Source organism: Pseudoclavibacter sp. AY1H1 (genome assembly GCF_002931055.1).
Lineage (GTDB): Bacteria > Actinomycetota > Actinomycetes > Actinomycetales > Microbacteriaceae > Pseudoclavibacter.
In genome coordinates, this window is record NZ_PSXX01000003.1 from 71,090 (window position 1) to 91,716 (window position 20,627).

General features: G+C 69.5%; 20 protein-coding genes and 1 riboswitch. Of the genes, 9 read left to right on the plus strand and 11 right to left on the minus strand.

What is annotated here, in order from left to right; all coding sequences use genetic code 11:
• Positions 1-22 precede the first annotated feature (22 nt).
• The gene (locus C5E05_RS07105) at positions 23-949 is read left to right on the plus strand and encodes a LysR family transcriptional regulator (RefSeq protein ID WP_104341509.1); all 927 of its coding nucleotides are present in this window, start codon (positions 23-25) and stop codon (positions 947-949) included.
• A gap of 26 nt (positions 950-975) precedes the next feature.
• On the opposite strand, the gene C5E05_RS07110 is transcribed toward C5E05_RS07105, so the two are convergent.
• From C5E05_RS07110 to C5E05_RS07120, 3 genes are all read right to left on the minus strand, one after another.
• Positions 976-1,581 carry a phosphoribosylanthranilate isomerase gene (locus tag C5E05_RS07110; RefSeq protein ID WP_104341510.1) on the minus strand — a complete coding sequence of 202 codons (606 nt, stop codon included), beginning with the start codon at positions 1,579-1,581 and terminating at the stop codon, positions 976-978.
• A gap of 55 nt (positions 1,582-1,636) precedes the next feature.
• Positions 1,637-1,999 (minus strand): hypothetical protein, encoded by a 363-nt coding sequence (locus tag C5E05_RS07115; RefSeq protein WP_104341511.1) that lies wholly within the window; start codon positions 1,997-1,999, stop codon positions 1,637-1,639.
• A 67-nt stretch (positions 2,000-2,066) separates the two neighbouring features.
• Positions 2,067-2,834 carry a class I SAM-dependent methyltransferase gene (locus C5E05_RS07120; protein WP_258064786.1) on the minus strand — a complete coding sequence of 256 codons (768 nt, stop codon included), beginning with the start codon at positions 2,832-2,834 and terminating at the stop codon, positions 2,067-2,069.
• 72 nt (positions 2,835-2,906) lie between these two features.
• On the opposite strand from C5E05_RS07120, the gene C5E05_RS07125 reads away from it, so the two are divergent.
• Positions 2,907-3,347, plus strand: a complete 441-nt coding sequence (locus C5E05_RS07125; RefSeq protein WP_104341513.1) for a cytidine deaminase — start codon at positions 2,907-2,909, stop codon at positions 3,345-3,347.
• A gap of 45 nt (positions 3,348-3,392) precedes the next feature.
• Here the strand turns inward: C5E05_RS07125 and C5E05_RS07130 are convergent, their stop codons facing one another.
• A complete protein-coding gene (locus C5E05_RS07130; RefSeq protein ID WP_258064800.1) occupies positions 3,393-3,758 on the minus strand; it encodes a GntR family transcriptional regulator in 366 nt (121 codons plus the stop codon).
• Between the two features lie 2 nt (positions 3,759-3,760).
• The gene (locus tag C5E05_RS07135; RefSeq protein ID WP_104341515.1) at positions 3,761-4,801 is read right to left on the minus strand and encodes a hypothetical protein; all 1,041 of its coding nucleotides are present in this window, start codon (positions 4,799-4,801) and stop codon (positions 3,761-3,763) included.
• A gap of 138 nt (positions 4,802-4,939) precedes the next feature.
• Here C5E05_RS07135 and C5E05_RS07140 point away from each other — a divergent pair, with 138 nt between their 5' ends.
• Together C5E05_RS07140 and C5E05_RS07145 are read left to right on the plus strand one after the other, a co-directional pair.
• Positions 4,940-5,287, plus strand: coding sequence for a metallopeptidase family protein (locus C5E05_RS07140; RefSeq protein ID WP_104240722.1), 348 nt, complete (start codon positions 4,940-4,942; stop codon positions 5,285-5,287).
• 37 nt (positions 5,288-5,324) lie between these two features.
• Positions 5,325-5,936, plus strand: a complete 612-nt coding sequence (locus tag C5E05_RS07145; protein WP_104341516.1) for a hypothetical protein — start codon at positions 5,325-5,327, stop codon at positions 5,934-5,936.
• 27 nt (positions 5,937-5,963) lie between these two features.
• Here C5E05_RS07145 and C5E05_RS07150 read toward each other — a convergent pair whose 3' ends face one another.
• The 5 genes from C5E05_RS07150 to C5E05_RS07170 form a co-directional block, all read right to left on the minus strand.
• Entirely contained in the window at positions 5,964-6,536 is a 573-nt protein-coding gene (locus C5E05_RS07150) for an ATP-binding protein (RefSeq protein ID WP_258064787.1), read from the minus strand.
• Positions 6,533-7,405 (minus strand): energy-coupling factor transporter transmembrane protein EcfT, encoded by an 873-nt coding sequence (locus tag C5E05_RS07155; RefSeq protein WP_146081062.1) that lies wholly within the window; start codon positions 7,403-7,405, stop codon positions 6,533-6,535. The genes C5E05_RS07150 and C5E05_RS07155 overlap by 4 nt, the downstream gene beginning before the upstream one ends.
• Positions 7,402-8,928: an ABC transporter ATP-binding protein gene (locus C5E05_RS07160; RefSeq protein WP_258064788.1), complete on the minus strand. Its 1,527-nt coding sequence runs from the start codon at positions 8,926-8,928 to the stop codon at positions 7,402-7,404. The genes C5E05_RS07155 and C5E05_RS07160 overlap by 4 nt, the downstream gene beginning before the upstream one ends.
• 5 nt (positions 8,929-8,933) lie before the next feature.
• A complete protein-coding gene (locus C5E05_RS07165) occupies positions 8,934-9,587 on the minus strand; it encodes an ECF transporter S component (RefSeq protein WP_104341518.1) in 654 nt (217 codons plus the stop codon).
• 51 nt (positions 9,588-9,638) lie between these two features.
• Positions 9,639-9,748, minus strand: a riboswitch (TPP riboswitch).
• A 24-nt stretch (positions 9,749-9,772) separates the two neighbouring features.
• A complete protein-coding gene (locus tag C5E05_RS07170) occupies positions 9,773-10,105 on the minus strand; it encodes a hypothetical protein (protein WP_104298986.1) in 333 nt (110 codons plus the stop codon).
• Between the two features lie 139 nt (positions 10,106-10,244).
• Here C5E05_RS07170 and glgX point away from each other — a divergent pair, with 139 nt between their 5' ends.
• From glgX to C5E05_RS07190, 4 genes are all read left to right on the plus strand, one after another.
• A complete protein-coding gene (gene glgX / locus C5E05_RS07175; protein ID WP_104306264.1) occupies positions 10,245-12,440 on the plus strand; it encodes a glycogen debranching protein GlgX in 2,196 nt (731 codons plus the stop codon).
• Positions 12,441-12,486: 46 nt separating this feature from the next.
• Entirely contained in the window at positions 12,487-14,811 is a 2,325-nt protein-coding gene (gene treY, locus C5E05_RS07180; RefSeq protein ID WP_104341615.1) for a malto-oligosyltrehalose synthase, read from the plus strand.
• 49 nt (positions 14,812-14,860) lie between these two features.
• Positions 14,861-16,651, plus strand: coding sequence for a malto-oligosyltrehalose trehalohydrolase (gene treZ / locus C5E05_RS07185; RefSeq protein ID WP_104341519.1), 1,791 nt, complete (start codon positions 14,861-14,863; stop codon positions 16,649-16,651).
• A gap of 463 nt (positions 16,652-17,114) precedes the next feature.
• Complete coding sequence (locus tag C5E05_RS07190) at positions 17,115-17,441, plus strand: DUF2277 domain-containing protein (RefSeq protein ID WP_104341520.1); 327 nt, start codon at positions 17,115-17,117, stop codon at positions 17,439-17,441.
• Positions 17,442-17,469: 28 nt separating this feature from the next.
• Here the strand turns inward: C5E05_RS07190 and C5E05_RS07195 are convergent, their stop codons facing one another.
• On the minus strand, positions 17,470-18,765 hold the full coding sequence (locus C5E05_RS07195; RefSeq protein ID WP_104341521.1) for a DNA polymerase IV: 1,296 nt from the start codon (positions 18,763-18,765) through the stop codon (positions 17,470-17,472).
• A 62-nt stretch (positions 18,766-18,827) separates the two neighbouring features.
• Between C5E05_RS07195 and C5E05_RS07200 the strand changes: the two genes are divergently transcribed.
• Entirely contained in the window at positions 18,828-20,606 is a 1,779-nt protein-coding gene (locus tag C5E05_RS07200) for a long-chain-fatty-acid--CoA ligase (RefSeq protein ID WP_104341522.1), read from the plus strand.
• Positions 20,607-20,627: the final 21 nt, after the last annotated feature.

Consider the following 20,627-nt stretch of genomic DNA (forward strand, 5'->3'; position numbering starts at 1 on the left):
CCGGTAACTGTAGGCTCCCTACATGGAATTCCGCCACCTCGAGCTGCTTCGCGAGCTGTCGCTGCGGGGCACACTCGCGGCGGTGGCCGAGGCCACGCACCGCACCCCCTCCGCCCTCTCGCAGCAGCTGAGGACCGCAGAGCGGGAGCTCGGCGCGAGCCTGGTCGAACCGTTCTCCCGAGGGCTGCGCCTCACCGCGGCCGGGAGGATCCTCGCCGACGGCGCCGACGACGTGGGCCGGGCGCTCGCCGAAGTGCAGGCGAAGCTCGAGGCGAGCCTCGGCGAGCCGAGCGGCACCGTCTCGATCGGCGCGCTCCCGAGCGCCAGCGAGGCGCTGGTCCCCGGCCTGCTCCGCCGCACGGCCGGGTCGGCGATCCAGCTCGACCTCGACGACTTCGACCTCGCCGAATCCGAGTACGCAGCGCGAACCCTCGACGCCGACATCGTCATCGGGCACAGCCTCACGGGAGACGTCCCGCGCGGGGCAGAGCACCTGCACACGCGAGTCCTCGCCCGGGAGCCGATCGACGTCGCCCTGCCGTCCGAGCATCCGCTGGCGCACCTCGACCACCTCGTCCCTGGCGATCTGCTCGGCACCACCTGGGTGGGTGTGCCCGTCGGCTACCCGTTCGACAGCATCCTGATCGCCGTCGAGAACGCCACGAGCACCAACCTCGATCGAGTGCAGCGGCTCCGCGACAACCGGCTCGTGGAAGCGCTGGTCGCAACCGGCACGGGGCTCGCGCTGCTGCCGCGCTTCACGACTCGCCCGCGCCCAGGGGTGGTGCTGCGCCCGCTCGACGGCGTGCGGTCCGTGCGCAGCATCGTCGCCATCGCACGTCCAGACCGTCAGGCGCGCTTCGCCGTTCGCACGGTGCTCGACCACCTCACCGCCGCGGGCGCCGACCTGGAGGCGGAGTTCGCGGAGGTCGGCCCACCGCGTCCCTGACCCGCTGCTCGAGGGGCCACGAGCGGTCAGCCGGCGCGCTTCGCGGACTCCACGAAGGCGCGGATCCGGGCGTGGTCCTTGACGCCCGGGCTCGACTCGACCCCGCTCGACACGTCGACGCCCCAGGGCCCTGCCTGGCGGATCGCCTCTGCCACATTCCCCGGGTGCAGGCCGCCTGCCAGCAGCCAGTGCCCCTCGGGGCGACGACGGACGAGCTCCGAGAGGTCCCAGCGCTCGCCAGACCCAGGTTTCGGCGCATCCAGCAGCAGGAGTTCCTCACCGAACGCCCCGACGCGCAGCTCAGGGTCGTCGGCGAGCGAGGTGGCTCGCCAGATCCGCGGGAAGATCGCGCCGGCAGCTCGAACCTCATCGCCCGAGTAGGAGCCGTGCAGCTGCAGCACGTTCGCGCCGACCGCTCCCGCGATCTCGGCGGCATCCGTGGCCGACATGTCGTGCACGACCAGCACCCGATCGACGCCCGCCGCAACGGAACCGAAGATCTTCGCGGCCTCCTCCGCAGAACGCCTGCGCGGGCTCGTGCGGCTCATCACGATGCCGACCGCGTCGGCTCCGCTCTCGACGGCAACCGCCGCCGACTCGACAGAATCCAGGCCACACACTTTGACGTACACGCGAGCATCCTAGGACGTGGATGCAGGAGAGGTCGCCTCGCTCCCCCGTGAGGTGTCAGCGCTGCGGAGCGCCCGCGGGAGCCGCAACCAGGTCGCGCCGCCGCTTGGGCGCGATGAACTCGAGCAGGGAGAAGACCGCGAGCGCGACGAGGGCACCGGCGCCGGCTGCCCCCAGAGCGACGAGCAGGAAGCTCGACACCACTGAGAGGACGACGGAGGCTGACAGGTTCACGATGCTCAGAGCGACGAGGAGCAGGAGGATGGCGGCGGCCAGCACTCCCCAGCGCGTGCGGTTGAGCAGGTGCGGCCGCACCGATTGGACGATGCGCAGCGCGATTCCGACGCCGAGGACCATGCCCCAGAAGGCGAACTGCGCGACCGTCTCATGGGTCAGGGCCTCCCCGAAGACGTCGATCATGGCCCCATTCTCGCGGGCCGCGTCGCACCACGCCAGCGAGCGCGGACGCTCCGGCGCGTCGAGCAGCTCAGTCGCGCACTGCGGCCAGTCGGAACCGCCGCTGCGTGACGTTGATCGGCCGCGCTGCGTCGAGGCGACGCAGCGTGCTGATGTTGGCGTCGACCTCGAAGCCTGGGACATCCCACGGCACCAGGGCCATGTACTCGACCAGCGCACGAGCATCCGCGAACGTCATCCGCCCAGTCCACTCGTCGGCGAGCTCGATGCGGAGCCCGGCGGCTGCCACCTCGCTGCTCGCGTTCGCCAGCGTCACGTCGTCGTGCAGCGGGTCGCCGCCGAACCACTCCCGGAGCTCGTGCGCTTCCCGTCCGTCGACCTGCTGGGTCAGGAACCGGCCGCCCGGCGCGAGCACACGGGCGACTTCCCCGGCGTCGAAGGACTCGTGGCGGCACACGACGAGGTCCAGCGACGCGTCTTCGAACGGCAGGGAGTCACCCACCTCGGAGTCGTAGCGGTGCACGTCCACACCGAACGGCGCCAGGTTCCGCCTCGCGATCTCGATATTCGGCTCCCACCCCTCGGTTGCCGCGATGGCCAGGGACTCGGCGGCGGCGCCGAGGTCGTCGATGAGCTCGATGAGCCGCTCGCCCCCTCCCGTGCCGAGGTCGGCGATGCGCGTGGCAGTCGCCATCGCGGCACGGCACTCGGCGGTGAAGTCCCAGCGGGGTTCGTCGGCGGTCATGCGCCCGTCCAGGGCGGAGAAGTCCCAGCCGACCATGGCGGCGGCGTGCGCAGCTCGCCACTCCTGCGGGCGGGAGCATTCGTCATCGGTCACAGAGGCACCCTAGCGAGGAGCATCCGTATCGAGCCGGACGACCCTCTCGAGGACATCTCCTAGGCTCGCGTCATGACCGCTTTCGAACTCGCATCCGCCCGGCCCGTCTCGGAAGGCGAGCTCGAGCTCGTCGAAGCCGCCCGGTCGACGATCGATGCGACGACGGATGCTGGGCCGGATGAGGACGGCATCCACACGGTAGGGGCTGCCGTGCGCGCGGCGGACGGCCGGGTGCACGTCGGCGTGAACCTGCACCATTTCACGGGCGGGCCCTGCGCCGAGCTGGTGGCGCTCGGCTCGGCCCGCGCTGCCGGTGCCCTCGAGCTGACGCACATCGTCGCCGTCGCGAACCACGGCCGCGGGGTGATGAGCCCCTGCGGGCGTGACCGCCAGGTGCTCGCCGACCACTACCCCGACATTCGGGTGATCCTGCCCGGGCCTGACGGCCTGATCAGTGTGGTCGCACGCGAGCTCCTCCCCCTCGCCTACGACCACGCCTCAGCGCAGGCCTAGAGACGCGTGAACTCACCTGGGGGTCGAGGCGAAGAACCCGCGGTGTCACTCAGGTTCGCGCAAACCATCGCGGCTGCCTGACTCCTGAGCGGCGACTGTCCTGAGAATCGCAACGACGTCATCGAGCGGCACCCGGGCTTCACGGCTCGCATCCAGCAGCGAACGGATGTGCTCGATCACCGCCTGAGGCGCTCGGGATGCCCCGGGAGCCACACGCGTCCCCGCCGCAGTGCGAGTGACAACGAGCCCTTCCCGCTCCAGCGAGCGATACGCCTTTGCCGCCGTTGCCTGCGCCACCTCGAAGTCGCGTGCGGTCTGCCGCACCGTGGGAAGCCTCTCGCCGTCACCGAGAACGCCAGATCGAATAGCACCTCGAAACAACTCCGCGAGATCCTCGGCAGACTTTGACACGGTCAACGCGCGGCCGCCGAGACCGATGCCCCCGCTGCGGCTGCGGCCGGCCGCGCCGCGGCAGCACGCACGGTGTCCACCGCGAGCCTGAGCGCGAGTGCGACCCCAACCCCCTGGAGCAGATACCCGGTCACGTTCATCGGGTACGACAGCGCGCTGAAGCCCCCCTCGATGTAGAGCTGCGGGTAGGAGACCTCCGCTGACACCCAGCGCTCGTCAAGACCGACCGTCATCGTGCTCGTGGAGCCGACGTGCATCCAGACAGCACCCAACGTGGTGACCAGTCCCGCGAGGACGATGAGCGTCAGCACGCGCGCGGTCGCGTCGCGATGGGTCTTGAGCGTGGCTGCGGGAAGGGCTTCGGGGCGGTTCGCGTCTGCTTTCAGCACCCAGATCAAGACACCCGCCGCGGCAAGAAGCGTGGCAAGCGTGGCCAGGTGGTTGGGCCAGCCGGCACCCGCCAGGTATCCGAAGCTGCCGTTGAAGTGCGAATAGATGGGAAGCGTGGTGTAGCGAGCCACGTCGCCGAAGAACGGACCCTCTGGCGGTGCCGAGACGGCGATCAGGATCTGCCAGAGCGCAGTGACGGCGATCAGCACGGCTGAGAATCGCACCACCCAGAGCCACAGACCGGGAGCGAAGGCGTTCCAGCGTCTCCGAGGCGCGAGGGCCCTCGTGCCGGGAGCTGTCAGCGGGACCGAACGCAGAGCCAGACCGGCCACTGCGACCACCACGATCGCGGCGACAAGTGGAGCGGGCCGACGCCACCATCCATCGAAACCGGAGACGTCAGATCCTCCTCCAGCGGTAGCGAGGGCGCTCGTGAGCGTCGCCACGGCCACGATGAGGAGGCAGCCACCGACCCCGCACCAGAGCAGCACCGTCCGCCTGAAACCCGAATCAGGGAGCGCGACGATTCGGCGCGGCCTCACCCACGAGACGGCGAACAGGACCAAGCCGAAGGTGATGGCCACCTCCAGCGGCAGGAACTCCCGCACCCCGGAAGAGAGGCTGCGGATGAAGTTGAGAATTGGGTCGATCACTCATGCCTCCGAAGGTGCCGCTCGCGCGGTGCGGACAAAATATTGTGTTGCGAAGTTAGCACAACTTGTACTGCGCTCGCAGTGCAAGTTCGGTTCGCCGCCGGTCCCTGTCCAGCCACCCTGCGACACAATGAGCGGATGGAGATGTCGCGGGAGAACTTCGAGGCCCTGGTCGTCGACGAGCTCGATGAGCTGCCGGACGAGATGGTCGACGGCCTCGACAACGTGATCTTCGTCGTCGAGGACCGGCCAGAGGACGGCTCGCTCGACCTGCTCGGCGTCTACGAGGGGTTCGCGCTCACGGATCGCGGCCAGTACGGCTTCGGCGAGCTGCCCGACCGCATCGTGCTGTTCCGCGAACCGCTCCTGTCGATCTGCGACGACGAGGAGACCCTCCGCGACGAGGTGCACACGACGCTCGTGCACGAGATCGCGCACTTCTACGGCATCGACGACGCGCAGCTCCACGAGCTCGGCTGGGCGTAGAGCCTCCCGATTCGCGCGTCCCCGGTACGCTTCCCGGATGCAGCAGACGCCACCAGCCCGCGGGCCCCTCCGGCCAGGACGCCTCCTCTGGGGAATCGTCCTCGTCCTGGCGGCACCAGCCTTCGCACTGTGGATGGCCGTGACCGGTCTGCTCTCGGCGCTTGCTGCCGCGAGCATCACGGTCGACGCCGTCGGGCCCATCCCACCGCTCGTCGAGACCGGGCAGACGCTGCTCTCCGCGTTCGCGTTCTGGGCCATGTTCGTCTCGGCAGGTGCCGGCCTCGTCGTGCTGATCCTGCTCGGGGCGCGGAGCATCCAGGCCGCTCGTCGCACAGCAGGCGCGGCCGGTCCGACGTTCGGCTCCGTGCTCTGGGGGTGGGCATTCGCGATCCCCCTCGCGACGGGAGTCGGCGCGCTCGCCGGTCTCCTGCTGCGGCCGGTCGCCGACAGCATCGGCACCGGCCTCTCCCTCGACGCCGGTCCCGGCACCAGCATCGACTACGACGACGCCGTCTACGGCCTCATCGTCGGTGGCATCTGGCTGCTCGCGGCGCTGGTGGGGCTGGTCATCGCCGTGATCTTCACCGTGCGCTACGTGCGCGCTCGCCGCCGGCAGAGCTCAGACCAGACGGGCACCGGCCCGCGTTGACGGCACTGCTCCCGCCGCGAAACCCCGTCACGCGCCGGGCACGGCCTCGATGATGACGTCGGCGAGCAGGAACGGCGCATTGCGTCGCCAGTGCTCGCGCTCTTGAGCCGCCCACATCTCCCAGAACTCCGCGAAGACGCCGACGTCTGCAGGACGCGAGAGCGCCCGCGGCTTCCGGTGGGCCTCGTCGAGTTCTATCCACACGCTCGTCGTCGCGAGGGGCGCGCTCTCGTGCGACAGCGAACCGCAGCCCTCGACGATGAGCGGCGCGGAGCCATCGAGCTCGCGCCACGGACCGGGCGCATCCGCCGCCCAATCCCAGCTCTCATAGCCGGGGCGGTGCGGAGGCCCCAGCTGCTCGGGATGGAGCATGTCGCGGTGCACCGCCTGCGAGGCGGCAGCGAGGCCACCCCAGCCCGGGTAGGCGTCGTCGAGGGACACCAGCTGCGCGCTCTCGAAGCCGCGCGCCCGGAACTCCGCCAGCAGCTCCCCCGCGAGCGTCGTCTTGCCCGAGCCCGACCCGCCGTCGATGATCACGACCGGGCGCGAGCCGCGGGCATCCGCGAGCACGCGGTCCAGCAGCGCCGCGACCCCGCTCACGCGCTGCCCACGAGCCGGTACGACCCCGCCGCGACGGCCACTCCGATAGCCGCGCCGGCGATGACCACTGCCGCAAGCACGAGAACGAGGTCCCGCCAGTCGAGACGTGAGGGGCGAGCCCACGTCCGCGTGATGTCCTCGGCGCCGAAGCCGCGAGCCTCCATGACGGTCGCCAGTGTCCCAGCCCGTCGCAGCGCGAGAGCGAGCAGCGCGAACGCCATCGTCATGAACCGTCGGATGGCACCCGAGTCGCCGAGACCGCGAGCGCGGCGCGCCTGGCTCATCGCCGTCCAGTCGTCGCGGAACACGGCGAAGAGGCGGATGCCCGCGAGCGCCGACACCACGAACCTCGCCGGGAGGTGCGCGACCTGCGCCAGACCGTCGGCGAGGCGGGTCGGGTCGATGCGGCTCAACGCGACGAGCGTCGGCACGCCGATCGCGAGCACGCGCACGCCGACGGCGATCGCGAGCTGGATGGAGTTGTCGGTGATGTTCGCGTAGAGGAACTGCCCGTAGCTCGCCCCGCCGGGCTTGGCGTACAGCAGCATGCTCGTGGCGGAGACGGGGGCGGCGATGAGGAGGATCCAGCTCGATCGCAGGACCTCCATGGGGCGCACTCCGGCGACGCCGAAGGCGAGGAGCGAGAGCGTCAGCGCGACGGCCGCCGAGACGACATCGAGCGTCGTCAGCAGGGGAATCGAGTACAGCACCGCCGCCAGGAACGGCGTGACCGGGTTCACGCGGTCGAGGAACCGTCCGCCGACGGGGAGCACTTCGAGCGGCACGCCGTCGGCATCGACCTGGGGCGATGTGGCCGACCGTGCCGGGCGGGAATCCGCCGAGGCGACGCCCGCGCCGCTGCCGATCATGCTGGCACCTTCTCGTTCTTGCGGTCGTGAGCTTCGATGCGGATGCGCTGGTCGCCGAGCACACGCACGAGCTGCTCGTCGTGAGTCACGGAGACCAGCGAGTGCCCCTCGGAGACGAGGCGAGACATGATCGTGACGAGCTCCGTCCAGGTCCTGCGGTCCTGCCCGAAGGTGGGCTCGTCGAAGATGAGCACCCGAGGCGCCGTCGCGAGCACCGTCGCGACGGACAGGCGACGCTGCTCACCGCCGGAGAGCGTGAAGGGGTGCGCTTCCGCGAGGTGCGAGAGGCGCAGCGCCGCGAGCAGCTCGTCGACGCGTTCGCTCGTCTCGCGTCTGCCGCGCCCCACCGCATCCGGTCCCACCTCGAGCTCGCGCCGCACCGTGCCCGCGACGAACTGGTGCTCGGGCTGCTGGAAGACCGTGCCGATCCTCGTCAGCAGCTGACGGGAACGCCAGGCAGACGGATGCGGGCCGACCGGGCCCGCCGCGCGGAACCTGTCGAGCGCCCAGCCACCCCGTCGACGGCCAGCGTCTTGGCCAGCTTCACGCAGGGCACTGCTCGCACGCACGTCGCCCGCGACCGGCTTGAGCAGGCCAGCAAGCGTCAGCGCCAGCGTCGTCTTGCCCGCGCCGTTGGGCCCGAGCACCACCGTCGACTCCCCCGCCCGCAGCGTCGCGCCGAACTGCGTGTGCAGCGGATGGTCGGCACGCCCGAACCCGAGGCCGTCGGCGACGAGCAGGTCCTCCCCCGGGGCACGCTCGCCCCGGGGAACCGAGGGTTCGTGGCCGCCTATCCACACACCCGCCGCGAGGAGCGACTCCCGCTGCTCCTCCAGGATCACGTCAGGGGCACCGTCTGCGAGCAGGTGCTGCTCGGTGCCGAGTACGACGACCCGGTCGACGCTCGAACGCCACACATCCACCCGATGCTCGATGACGATGAGCGTCGCGCCGGTGACCTCCGCGGCACGCACAACCGCCTCGCGAACCTCCTCGACACCGGCCGGGTCGAGGTTCGCGGTCGGCTCGTCGAGCAGGATGAGGTTCGGCCGCATCGCGAGCACGCCCGCGATCGCGAGGCGCTGGCGCTCACCGCCGGACAGCTGCGCGGTCGAGCGGTCGAGCGGCATCCGCAGCCCGACGGCGTCGAGCGCCTCGCGCACCCGAACCCAGGTCTCGGCGCGCGGCACACCGAGGTTCTCGCAGCCGAACGCGACGTCGTCGCCGATTCGGGCGAGCACCGTGTTCGCCTGCGGATCCTGCAGGACCAGCCCCACCGCGCCGCGCGCATCCGTCGGATGCCTGCCGTCGACCAGCAGCGAGCCCAGCTCCTGGCCATCGTCCTCGTGGTCGCCGAGCACCCCGGCAAGAGCCGCCAGGAGCGTGGACTTGCCCGCCCCCGACGGCCCGAGCAGCAGCACGGCCTCTCCGGGCTCGATCGTCAGGTCGAGCTGGCTGACCGCCAGCTTCGCCCGATCGGCGTGGCGCCAGCCCCACCCCCTCGCCTCGACTCTCGCGCCCACGACCGCTAGCCGATTCGCTTCGCGCTTCTGCCCGCCGCGAAGCGGTTTAGCGCGCCGGTCGCGGCGAGTGCTCGCGTGAGCAGCCAGCCGACGACTCCCGCCAGCACCGCACCCGAGACCACGACAGCGACCAGGTAGATCGTCAGGAATTCAGGGCCCTTCTCGATGTTCGCGCTGAGGAACAGCTCGAGCACCCACGCGGCGACGGCAGCACCAGCGCCCGCGAGCATCGCGACGCTCAGACCGAAGCGCTTGTAGAGGAAGAGCGCGAAGATGAGCTCAGCACCGAGGCCCTGCGCGATACCCGAGTAGACGGTCTCGATCGACCACTGGCTGCCGAGCAGCATGGAGACGCACGCCGCGAGCACCTCGACGAAGAGCGCAGCCCCCGGCTTGCGGATGATGAGCCCGCCCAGCACGCCGCCGAGCAGCCAGATGCCGACCGCGATGCCACCGAAGCCCGGCGTCAATGCGTCCATCGTCGTGAACCACAGGTAGCCGACGCTGTTCCAGAAGACGAAGATGAGGCCCGTCGCGACACCGAGAACGGCCGCCGTGACGATGTCGATGACCCGCCAGCGGAAGCGGCTCTTCGGCGCCTTCGCCTGAGCCGGAACCTGCGCTGCCGCAGTCGGAGATGGAGTCGGGGAAGTTGTCATGCTGTGTGCCCTTTCGAGTGAAAGTGCACGGGCGCAGAGCCGTGGGCGACCCTGCTCGGAGATGTGCCTCCCTGCGCTGGCATTACCCAGATCAGGTTTGACGGTCGAAGGCTTGAGCCTTCCTCTCAGCCCGGACTACCGGACTCCCGTGAACACCCCCGAGTATAGGCCGTACCGCGCCTGAGCTACTTCTTGAGCGCCTTGATGAGACGCGGGAGCGCGTGCCCGACCGTCCACACCAGCGGAATCGACACGACGAGCAGCGTGATGATGTTCGGCCGGAAGCTCGTGCCGAACTCGTCATCCACGTACGCGCCGACCGGCACGGCCATCCCGCCGCCACCGCCGCCTGACGAGTTCTCCTGACCCTCCTCAGTGCTCTCACCACCGCCGTAGCCGTACGAGACGAGAGCGACCGGAAGGATCGTGGACTTGCCGAGTTCCACCTTCTCGCCGTAGGCGAGGGTGACGCCGAGCTTCTTGACCGAGTCCGTGAGGTTCTGTGTGAGGTTCGTCATGCGGCCAGCGTAGGTCGTCGACATGCCTGCCAACCAGGAGAAGTCCTGTGTGCTTGCGGGCGAGAGCGCTCCCACCCTTTGGTAGCTTTAGTGCCTGCATCCACACGCGATGTTCTTCGATGAAGCAATAGGAGCGTGCATGAAAACGTGGCCCGGAAATGCCTACCCCCTCGGAGCGACGTTCGATGGAAGTGGCACCAACTTCGCGATCTTCAGCGAGGCCGCCCACAAGGTCGAGCTGTGCCTCTTCGATGACGACGGCAACGAGGAGCGGGTGAGGCTCTACGAGCAGGATGCGCACGTCTGGCATGCCTACCTCCCTCACGTGCAACCCGGCCAGCAGTACGGCTACCGGATGCACGGCGACTACGACCCGATCAACGGAAGCCGCTGCAACCCGGCGAAGCTCCTCCTCGATCCGTACGCGAAGGCGACGACGGGCGAGATCGACTGGGACCAGTCGCTCTTCAGCTACAACTTCGGCGACCCCGACTCGTTCAACGATCTCGACTCAGCGCCCCACATGATGAAGGGCGTTGTCATCAACCCCTACTTCGACTGGGCTGGCGACCGGAAGCCCGGCATCCCCTACAACGAGTCCCTCATCTACGAGGCGCACGTCAAGGGGCTCACCGAGCTGCACCCGGATGTGCCCGAGGAGATCCGCGGCACGTACGCCGGCATCGCGCACCCCGCGATCGTCGAGCACCTCAAGCGGCTCGGCGTCACCGCCATCGAGCTCATGCCCGTGCACCAGTTCGTGCAGGACAGCACCCTCATCGAGAAGGGACTCCGCAACTACTGGGGGTACAACACCATCTCGTTCCTCGCCCCGCACGCCGACTACGCCTCCCAGGGCACGGCAGGCCAGCAGGTGCAGGAGTTCAAGTCGATGGTGCGCACCCTGCACGCCAACAACATCGAGGTCATCCTCGACGTCGTCTACAACCACACGGCAGAAGGCAACCACCTCGGCCCGACCCTCAGCTTCCGCGGCATCGACAACGCCGCCTACTACCGGCTCGAGGACGACGACAAGCGCTACTACACCGACTACACGGGCACCGGCAACTCGCTCAACATGCGCCACCCGCACTCGCTGCAGCTCATCATGGACTCGCTGCGCTACTGGGTCACCGAGATGCACGTCGACGGCTTCCGCTTCGACCTCGCCTCCACCCTCGCGCGCGAGCTGCACGACGTCGACAAGCTGTCCACGTTCTTCGACCTCGTGCAGCAGGACCCGGTGGTCTCGCAGGTGAAGCTCATCGCCGAGCCGTGGGACGTCGGCCCCGGCGGCTACCAGGTCGGCAACTTCCCACCGCAGTGGACAGAGTGGAACGGCAAGTACCGCGACACCGTGCGCGACTTCTGGCGAGGCGAGCCATCGACCCTCGGCGAATTCGCGAGCCGCATCACCGGCTCCGCCGACCTGTACGAGCACTCCGGACGCCGCCCCTTCGCCTCCATCAACTTCGTCACGGCCCACGACGGCTTCACGCTGAGAGACCTCGTCTCCTACAACGAGAAGCACAACGACGCCAACGGCGAGAACGGGAACGACGGCGAGAGTCACAACCGCTCCTACAACCTCGGCGTCGAAGGCCCCACCGACGACCCCGAGATCAACGCCATGCGGGCCCGCCAGCAGCGCAACATCATCGCGACGATGCTGCTCAGCCAGGGCGTGCCCATGCTCCTCCACGGCGACGAGCTGGGGCGCACCCAGAACGGCAACAACAACACCTACGCGCAGGACAGCGAGATCAGCTGGGTCCACTGGGAGAACGCAGACGAGCCGCTCGTCGAGTTCACGCGGGCCGTCGCGCAGCTGCGCGCCGACCACCCGACGTTCCGTCGACGCCGCTTCTTCAACGGCCGCGTCGAGGAGCGCGCCGAGGGATCCGCGCTGCCCGACATCGTGTGGCTCTCGACCGACGGCACGCAGATGGCATCCGAAGACTGGAACGCCGAGTTCGTGAAGTCGATGGGCATGTTCCTCAACGGCAACGCCATCGCCGGACGCGACGAGCGGGGCGAGGAGATCACCGATGTGAGCTTCATGGTCTACTTCAACGCCAGCGAGACGGTCGTCGAGGCGACCATCCCCAGCGTCGAGATCACCTCCCACTGGGACATCGTCATCGACACCTCCGGCATGCACACCGACCTCGAGGCCGTCGAGCCGGGAGCAACCATCCCACTCGAGCCGCGCTCGCTCGTCGTGCTGCGCGAAGCCGAGCTCAAGGAGAAGCCAGACCATTCGGTCGCCGCCTCCGTCGCCGCGATGACCACCCCCATCCCCATCATCACGCGGCCGCCCCTCGGCAGCTGACCCCGCCAGAGCCATCTCAGAAGCACCTCGCGCCACGGAGACCATGATGCGCATCCCATCCAGCACGTACCGATTCCAACTGACGTCGGAGTTCGACCTCGACGCCGCGACCGAGCAGCTGCCCTACCTGGAGCGGCTCGGCGTGGGATGGGTGTACCTCTCGCCCATCCTCCAGGCGACCCCAGGCAGCACGCACGGCTACGACGTCGTCGACCCCTCGAGGGTCGACGACGAACGTGGCGGGCGCGAGGGGCTCGAGCGGTTCTCCGCGAAGGCCCGCGAGCTGGGCCTCGGCGTGCTCGTCGACATCGTCCCGAACCACATGGGAGTCGGCACACCACGCGACAACCCGTGGTGGTGGGATGTGCTCGAGCACGGCCAGCAGGCCGCGCACGCCGAGTCCTTCGACATCGACTGGGAGGCGGGCGGCGGCAAGCTCCTCATCCCCACCGTCGGCGACGACGACATGCCCAGGGAGCGGGGCGACGCGATCGGCAACGTGACCGTCGACACCGAGGCCGGCGTGCTGCGCTACCACTCCACCGAGTACCCGCTCGCGGAAGGCTCGGCACCCGAAGGCGCATCGGTGCGGGAAGTGCTCGACAACCAGCACTACCAGCTCATCCACTGGCGCCAAGGCGACAGTCGCCTCAACTACCGCCGCTTCTTCACCATCACCTCGCTCGCGGGCATCCGCGTCGAAGACGAGCACGTGTTCGAGGAAGCCCACTCGGAGATCCTCGACTGGATGCGGCACCGCCTCGTCGACGGGCTCCGGATCGACCACCCGGACGGACTCCGCGACCCGGGCGGCTACCTGCGCCATCTCGCCGACCGAACGCGCGGAGCGTACGTGCTCGTCGAGAAGATCCTCGAGGGCGACGAGGCGCTGCCCGCCGACTGGCGCACGGCAGGGACGACCGGCTACGACGCGCTCGGCCAGATCGACCGGGTGCTCGTCGACGCCGACGCCGAGGAGCCGCTCGACGAGCTCGCGGCGGGAGCAGACGGCGACCCGGTCGACTGGGAGCAGCTCATCCACGAGGCGAAGCGCGCCGTGGCCGACGTGTCACTGAACGCCGAGATCCGCCGCATCGCGCGAGAACTGCGCGCGACGGGCCTCGAGGACGACCTCATCGAGGACTCCGTCGCCGAGATCGCCGCCCACTTCAGCGTGTACCGCAGCTACCTTCCGACGGGCGCGAACCACCTCGCCGATGCGGCCAAGGCCGCCACCGAGCAGCGACCGGATCTCGCGGCGTCGATCGCCCGCATCCTGCCGTTCCTCGAGGCGCCAGAAGCCGAGGCCGCGCTGCGCCTGCAGCAGACCACCGGCATGATCATGGCGAAGGCCGTCGAAGACCGCTCGTTCTACCGCTACGCACGCCTCACCTCCCTCAACGAGGTCGGCGGCGACCCGAACGTCTTCTCCATCACCCCGGAGCGGTTCCACGAGCTCCAGACGGCACGCGCCCGTGACTGGCCAGACGCCATGACCACGCTGTCGACCCACGACACGAAGCGCGGCGAGGACACCCGCGCACGCATCACCGCCCTCAGCGAGGTCCCCGAGTTCTGGGCGGAGAGCGTCGCCGAGCTCCAGAACGTGGCCCCCATCGACGACAACGCGTTCGCGCAGCTCACCTGGCAGGCCATCGTCGGCGCTTGGCCCGCATCCCGCGAGCGCCTCACCGACTACCTCGAGAAGGCCGCGCGCGAGGCCGACCTGCACACGAGCTGGACCAACCCGGACGAGACGTTCGAGGGGCAGCTGCACGCGGCCGTCGACGCCGTCTTCGACAACCCCGTCGCGTCGAACGTCGTCCAGAACGTCGTCGCCGAGACGCAGGAGGCGGGCTGGTCGAACTCGCTGACCGCGAAGATCGTGCAGCTCACGATGCCGGGCATCCCCGACGTCTACCAGGGCACGGAGCTGTGGACGCGCACCCTCGTCGACCCAGACAACCGGCAGAGCGTCGACTACTCGTCGCGCACTGCGGCGCTCGACGCGATCCTGCACGGAGCGGTCCCCGCGATCGACGACTCCGGTGCCGCGAAGCTGCTCGTGACCGCGGCCTGCCTGCGCCTGCGCCGCAGCCGACCGGAGCTCTTCACCGAGTACGAGGGCATCACCGCCGACGGGCCGGCGGCAGAGCACGCACTCGCGTTCTCGCGGGGCGGTGCCATCACGATCGGCACGCGTCTCCCCATCGGCCTCGAGCAGGGCGGCGGATGGATCGGCACGACCATCCCCCTCCCCGAGGGCGAGTGGATCGACCAGCTCACCGCAGCCGTCTTCACCGGCGGCAAGGACGTCCCGCTCGCCGCGCTCCTGCAGCAGTACCCCGTGGCGCTGCTCGCCAGGTCCTAGCCGGCACCCGCATCCACACCACCTCGCTTCCCACCAAGGAGTTTTCCCCGTGCGCGATTCCCGCTTCGATGTCTGGGCACCACACGCCGAGACGCTGACCCTGCACCTCGACGGCACCGAGCTGCCGATGCGGCGCGCCGACGGCGACTGGTGGGTACCGGACACGGCGCTCGAGCTCGACGAGGACACCCACGACTACGGCTACCTCGTCGACGGCGACACGACCCCCATCCCGGACCCCCGCTCGCGGTGGCAGCCGGACGGCGTGCACGGCCTCTCGCGCACCTTCGACGCCGACCGGCACCCGTGGGTGGACGGCGACTGGACCGGCCGCCCGCTCGCGGGGTCCGTCATCATCGAGGTGCACATCGGCACCTTCACCCCCGAGGGCACGCTCGACTCGGCGATCGACCGCCTGGACCACCTGCAGGAGCTCGGCGTCGACTTCGTCGAGGTCATGCCCGTCAACGCGTTCAGCGGCACCCACGGCTGGGGCTACGACGGCGTCGACTGGTTCGCCGTCCATGAGGGCTACGGCGGACCGGCCGCCTACCAGCGCTTCGTCGAGGCCTGCCACGAGCGTGGCATCGGCGTCATCCAGGACGTCGTCTACAACCACCTCGGCCCCTCCGGCAACTACCTGGGAAAGTTCGGGCCCTACCTCTCCGATCACCACGCCACGGCGTGGGGCGACACCGTCAACCTCGACGGGGAGAACTCCGACGAGGTTCGCGCGTTCATCCGCGCCAACGTGGCCATGTGGTTGCGCGACTTCCACGTCGACGGGCTCCGGCTCGACGCGGTCCACGCCCTCATCGACGACCGCGCCGTGCACATCCTCGAGGAGCTGGCCCGGGACGTCGACGAGCTCGAGGCGCACGTGGGTCGCCCGCTGACCCTCATCGCCGAGTCCGACCTCAACAACCCACGCCTCATCACGTCGGACGAGGCGGGCGGCTACGGACTCGATGCTCAGTGGTCGGACGACTTCCACCACGCCGTGCACGTCAACCTGACCGGGGAGACCAGCGGCTACTACGCCGACTTCGAGGGTCTCGATACCCTCGCGAAGGTGCTCGAGAAGGGGTTCTTCCACGACGGCACGCTGTCGAGCTTCCGAGGTCGCCATCACGGCCGCCCCCTGCCGGCTCACACGCGCACCTGGCGGCTCGTCGTCTCGTCGCAGAATCACGACCAGATCGGCAACCGAGCCATCGGCGACCGCCTCACGGCGACGCTCTCCCCCGGCCAGCTGGCCATCGCGGCCACACTCGAGCTGACCTCGCCCTTCACTCCCATGCTCTTCATGGGCGAGGAGTGGGGCGCCACGACCCCCTTCCAGTTCTTCTCCTCCCACCCGGAGCCGGAGCTGGCGAAGGCGACCACCGAGGGGCGCATCGGCGAGTTCGCGCGCATGGGCTGGGACGCAGCCGTCGTTCCGAATCCCCAGGACGTCGCGACGTTCGAGCGGTCGAAGCTCGACTGGAGCGAGCTCGAGAAGCCGGAGCACGCCCAGCTCCTCGAGACCTACCGCGAGCTCATCGCACTCCGCAGGCGGGAGGCGGACATCACGACGCCCTGGATCGATGCGAGCAGCGTCGAGGCGTCGCAGGAAGACGGCACGCTGGTCATCACGCGAGGCGGTCTTGTCATCGCCGTGAACTTCTCGGCGGACGAGCGGGAGCTGCGAGTCGACCGAGCCACCGAGGTGCTCTTCTCCACGGATGCACGTGCCACGCTCGGCCAGACCACCGGCACCGTCACGGGCGCACCGGTGGGCGCGTCCGCCGTCCCGCTCCGCCTTCCGGCTGAGAGCGCCGCCGTCCTCCGCGTCAGCTAGCTTCTGACCGGCTACCCGGAGCTGCCGGCGGGAACACCGGCAGCCCGCCCGGGGCGCCGCAGAGTCGGCGGCGGCCCGCGCTGACCAACATCAGTGCACATTCGGACGCAGCCGACCAGAAACCGGCACAACCGCCAGGATCTGCACTGAAGTTGGACACAGTCATCGCGAACCGAGCCCGAAATCGGAGCGCGCGGCCGGGCGGGGCGGACCGGCGCACCGCCGAGACCGGGACCGGGACGCCGCTCCGCGAGCCCGGGGCGGCGCAGAGTCGGCGGCGGCCCGCGCTGACCAACATCAGTGCACATTCGGACGCAGCCGACCAGAAACCGGCACAACCGCCGGAATCTGCACTGAAGTTGGACACGCGCACCGCGAACCGAGCCCGGAACCGGGGCGGGGAAGACCGGAGCGGGGCGCTGTTCGCCTGTCGCTTGCAGCGCCTCGGCGTACCCTGTCGCGCATGTGCAGAAACATCACAGAGCTGCGCGGGCTCGAACCAGCCGCGAACGACAACGAGATCGAAGCCGCCGCCCGCCAGTACGTGCGCAAGGTCTCCGGCATCACGCACCCGACCGCGCGCACGCGCGAGGCCTTCGAGAAGGCGGTCCGCGAGATCGCGCACATCACCGAGCACCTCCTCGAGGACCTCCCGGAACGGCGCCAGCCGCCGAAGACCGTGCCGCCGTTGCGTCGCCCTGAGGTGCAGGCCCGCATCGCGGCCCGGGAAACAGGCGGCAACCGAGCAAGCAGTGCCACCACGACAAGCGGCGCAAAGGCGGCATCCTAGGCACGCACACCCGGCCGAGCCCGCTGTCTCAGTGCTGGTTCGGGGCCTCGTCCTGCTTGCGGTTCGGGCGTTCGCTGATGCCGACCGTGCCGTCGCTGCGTTCCCCGCGGCCGAGCAGCGACGCCGGTCGAAGCGCGAACTTCCCGAAGCGGGCGACCGCCTGGTCGACGGCGCGCTCCGCCGCTTCCCAGTCGTCGTCTTCCTCCGCCCCGAAGAGCGACAGCTGACCTGAGCTCCCCGCCTCCACGAGCCGCTCAGCACGCACGCCGATGAGGCGCACCGGCCTGGGCGGCACGAGAGCCGCGCGCAGCATCTCCCGCGCAGCGAGGTACAGCGAGTGGCCGACACCGCTGGGCTCGGCAAGCGTGTGCGAGCGTGTGATCGTCGAGAAATCGGACCAGCGCAGCTTGATGCCGACCTGGCGCGCCTGCAGCCCCGCGCGACGCAGGCGTGTCGCCACCGCATCCGCCTGAGCCCGCACCTCGCGCTCCAGGAAGACGAAGTCGGTCACGTCCTCCAGGAACGTCTGCTCATGGCTGATCGACTTCTCACGGCTCGCCTCCTCGACTCCCCGCTCGTCCCTCCCCCACGCGAGTGCGTGCAGCTTGCCCGCCCCCGCCTTGCCGACCGCCCGCTCCAGCACGGGCGCCGGCGTGTGCGCGAGGTCGAAGACCGTGTGGATGCCGATGCCGCGCAGCTTCGCCTCGCTCTTCTCTCCCACACCCCAGAGCGCGCCGACCGGCAGGTGGTGCAGGAACGGGATCGTCTCCTCGTGCGGGATCACGAGCATGCCGTCCGGTTTGCACTTGCCCGACGCGAGCTTCGCCACGAACTTGGTGGATGCGGCACCCACCGAGCAGGTCAGCCCCGTCTGCGCCTTCACCCGCGCGCGAAGGCTCGCCGCGATCTCACCCGGCGAGCCGAACAGCAGACTCGCGCCGGACACGTCAAGGAACGCCTCGTCGATGGAGAGCGGCTCGACGAGCGGCGTGAACTCGCGGAAGATCTCCATGACCTGCTGCGAGGCGTCACGGTACTTGCCCATGTTGCCCTGCAGCACCACCGCCTCCGGGCAGCGGGCGATCGCCTGATGCATCGGCATGGCGCTGCGGACGCCCCTGGCCCGCGCCTCGTAGCTGGCGCTCGACACCACGCCCCGCTCCCGGGTGCCACCGACGATCACCGGCTTGCCGACGAGATCGGGCCGCTCGAGCAGCTCGACGGCCACGAAGAACGCGTCCATGTCGACGTGGAGGATGCTCGCGGATGCGTCGCGGTCGGACGCCACCCCCGTCTGCCGCGCCCCCATGTCTTTCCTGGTCATGCATCCATTGTGCGTCGCCCCACCGACATCTGCTGGACGCTCTGCGCGAATAGACTCTGCGCATGCAGCTGAACGAGTCTCGCGCCTGGACCGCCTTCTACGCACCCGGAACCCCGAAGGACATCGAAGTCCCAACAGGATCACTCCCAGACATGCTCGCGGAGATCGCCGAGCGCTTCCCGGACAAGCCCGCGATCGAGTTCTTCGGCGCCCAGACGACCTTCTCGGAGCTGCAGGACCAGGTGCTGCGGTTCGCGCAGGGCCTCCGCCGCATCGGGGTGAAGCGAGGTGACAGGGTGGCGCTCATCATGCCGAACGCGCCGCAGCACGTCGTCGCCTTCTACGCGGTACTGCGCCTCGGCGCCGTCGTCGTGGAGCACAACCCGCTGTACACGCGCGACGAGCTCCGGACTCAGTTCGAAGACCACGGCGCCGAGATCGTCATCGCCTGGGACAAGGCCGCTCCGACCGTGCAGTCCCTCCCCCACAGCCTCGGCATCCGCCACGTCATCGCCGTCGATGTGACGAAGGGCATGCCACTCAAGACGCAGCTGCTCCTGCGCCTGCCGATCGCCAAGGCACGCGCGTCGCGCGCCAAGCTCAGCGCCAAGGCTCCGGGGACGGTGCCGTTCGAGAAGCTCGCGAAGCAGCAGCTCCTCGACGCGAGCATCCCGACGCCCGGACCGGAGGATCTCGCGAGCCTGCAGTACACGAGCGGGACGACCGGCAACCCCAAGGGCGCCATGCTCACGCACCGCAACCTGTGGTCCAACGCCCGTCAGGGCGCGGCGTGGATGCCGGAGTTCACGGCAGGCAACGAGACCATCTACGGCGTCCTCCCGATGTTCCACGCGTTCGGCGTGCTGCTGTCGGTCATCTACTCCGTGAGCGTCGGCGCGAAGGCCGTGCTCTTCCCGACGTTCGACCCCGAGCTCGTCATCGAGGCGTCAAAGAAGTCGCCGGCGACGTTCATCCCGGCCGTCCCGCCCATGTACGACCGGCTCGCTCGCGTCGCGAAGGACGGCAAGCTCGACCTCTCCGGCGTCATCTACGCGATCTCCGGCGCGATGACGCTGAACGACGGCATCGTGCACCGGTGGGAGGCTGTCGCAGGCGGGCAGCTCGTCGAGGGCTACGGCCTCACGGAGACCTCCCCCGTGGCGCTCGGGAACCCCTTCACCGACAAGCGCAAGACCGGCACCATCGGCATCCCCTTCCCGTCCACGCACATCAAGGTCACCGACCCCAGCGACCCGAGCACGGAAGTGGCGCTCGGCGAGGTCGGCGAGCTGCTCATCCGGGGGCCGCAGACCTTCCAGGGGTACTGGAACCGCCCCCAGGAGACCGCTGAGGTGCTCATCGAGGGCGGCTGGGTGCGCTCCGGTGATCTGGTCGTGCAGGACGAGGATGGATTCGTGACGGTCGTCGACCGCAAGAAGGAGCTCATCATCACGGGCGGCTTCAACGTCTCGCCCTCCGAGGTCGAGCGGGTCGTCACCGAGATCCCTGGCATCGCCGAGGTAGCCGTCGTCGGCATCAAGCGCGGCGGTGGTGCTGAGGTGGTCACCGCAGTGGTGGTGCTCGACGAGGGGGCGACGTTCGACGAGGGAGCGGCCCGCGCATTCGTTCGCGAGCGACTCTCGGAGCACAAGGTCCCTCGCTCCTACGTCGTGTGGGAGGAGCTCCCGAAGTCGCTCATCGGCAAGGTGCTGCGCAAGAAGGTGCGGGATGCGCTCCAGCAGAACCGCAACGCGACAGCTGCGCCAGCCGATCACAGCGCTGCTCCGGATGCGGATGGCGGAGCGGCGGCCGAGTCAGCCTCCGACACGACCGGAAAGTAGCGGGTGGCCCGCCCCTGCGAC

What these genes read in the sequence shown, in the direction of transcription:
- C5E05_RS07125 (WP_104341513.1), top strand. Translation starts at nt 2,907, where the DNA reads ATGACCGCTTTCGAACTCGCATCCGCCCGGCCCGTCTCGGAAGGCGAG.
- glgX (WP_104306264.1), top strand. Translation starts at nt 10,245, where the DNA reads ATGAAAACGTGGCCCGGAAATGCCTACCCCCTCGGAGCGACGTTCGAT.
- C5E05_RS07190 (WP_104341520.1), top strand. Translation starts at nt 17,115, where the DNA reads ATGTGCAGAAACATCACAGAGCTGCGCGGGCTCGAACCAGCCGCGAAC.
- C5E05_RS07115 (WP_104341511.1), bottom strand. Translation starts at nt 1,999, where the DNA reads ATGATCGACGTCTTCGGGGAGGCCCTGACCCATGAGACGGTCGCGCAG.
- C5E05_RS07200 (WP_104341522.1), top strand. Translation starts at nt 18,828, where the DNA reads ATGCAGCTGAACGAGTCTCGCGCCTGGACCGCCTTCTACGCACCCGGA.
- treY (WP_104341615.1), top strand. Translation starts at nt 12,487, where the DNA reads ATGCGCATCCCATCCAGCACGTACCGATTCCAACTGACGTCGGAGTTC.
- C5E05_RS07165 (WP_104341518.1), bottom strand. Translation starts at nt 9,587, where the DNA reads ATGACAACTTCCCCGACTCCATCTCCGACTGCGGCAGCGCAGGTTCCG.
- C5E05_RS07170 (WP_104298986.1), bottom strand. Translation starts at nt 10,105, where the DNA reads ATGACGAACCTCACACAGAACCTCACGGACTCGGTCAAGAAGCTCGGC.
- C5E05_RS07155 (WP_146081062.1), bottom strand. Translation starts at nt 7,405, where the DNA reads ATGATCGGCAGCGGCGCGGGCGTCGCCTCGGCGGATTCCCGCCCGGCA.
- C5E05_RS07195 (WP_104341521.1), bottom strand. Translation starts at nt 18,765, where the DNA reads ATGACCAGGAAAGACATGGGGGCGCGGCAGACGGGGGTGGCGTCCGAC.
- C5E05_RS07145 (WP_104341516.1), top strand. Translation starts at nt 5,325, where the DNA reads ATGCAGCAGACGCCACCAGCCCGCGGGCCCCTCCGGCCAGGACGCCTC.
- C5E05_RS07140 (WP_104240722.1), top strand. Translation starts at nt 4,940, where the DNA reads ATGGAGATGTCGCGGGAGAACTTCGAGGCCCTGGTCGTCGACGAGCTC.
- C5E05_RS07105 (WP_104341509.1), top strand. Translation starts at nt 23, where the DNA reads ATGGAATTCCGCCACCTCGAGCTGCTTCGCGAGCTGTCGCTGCGGGGC.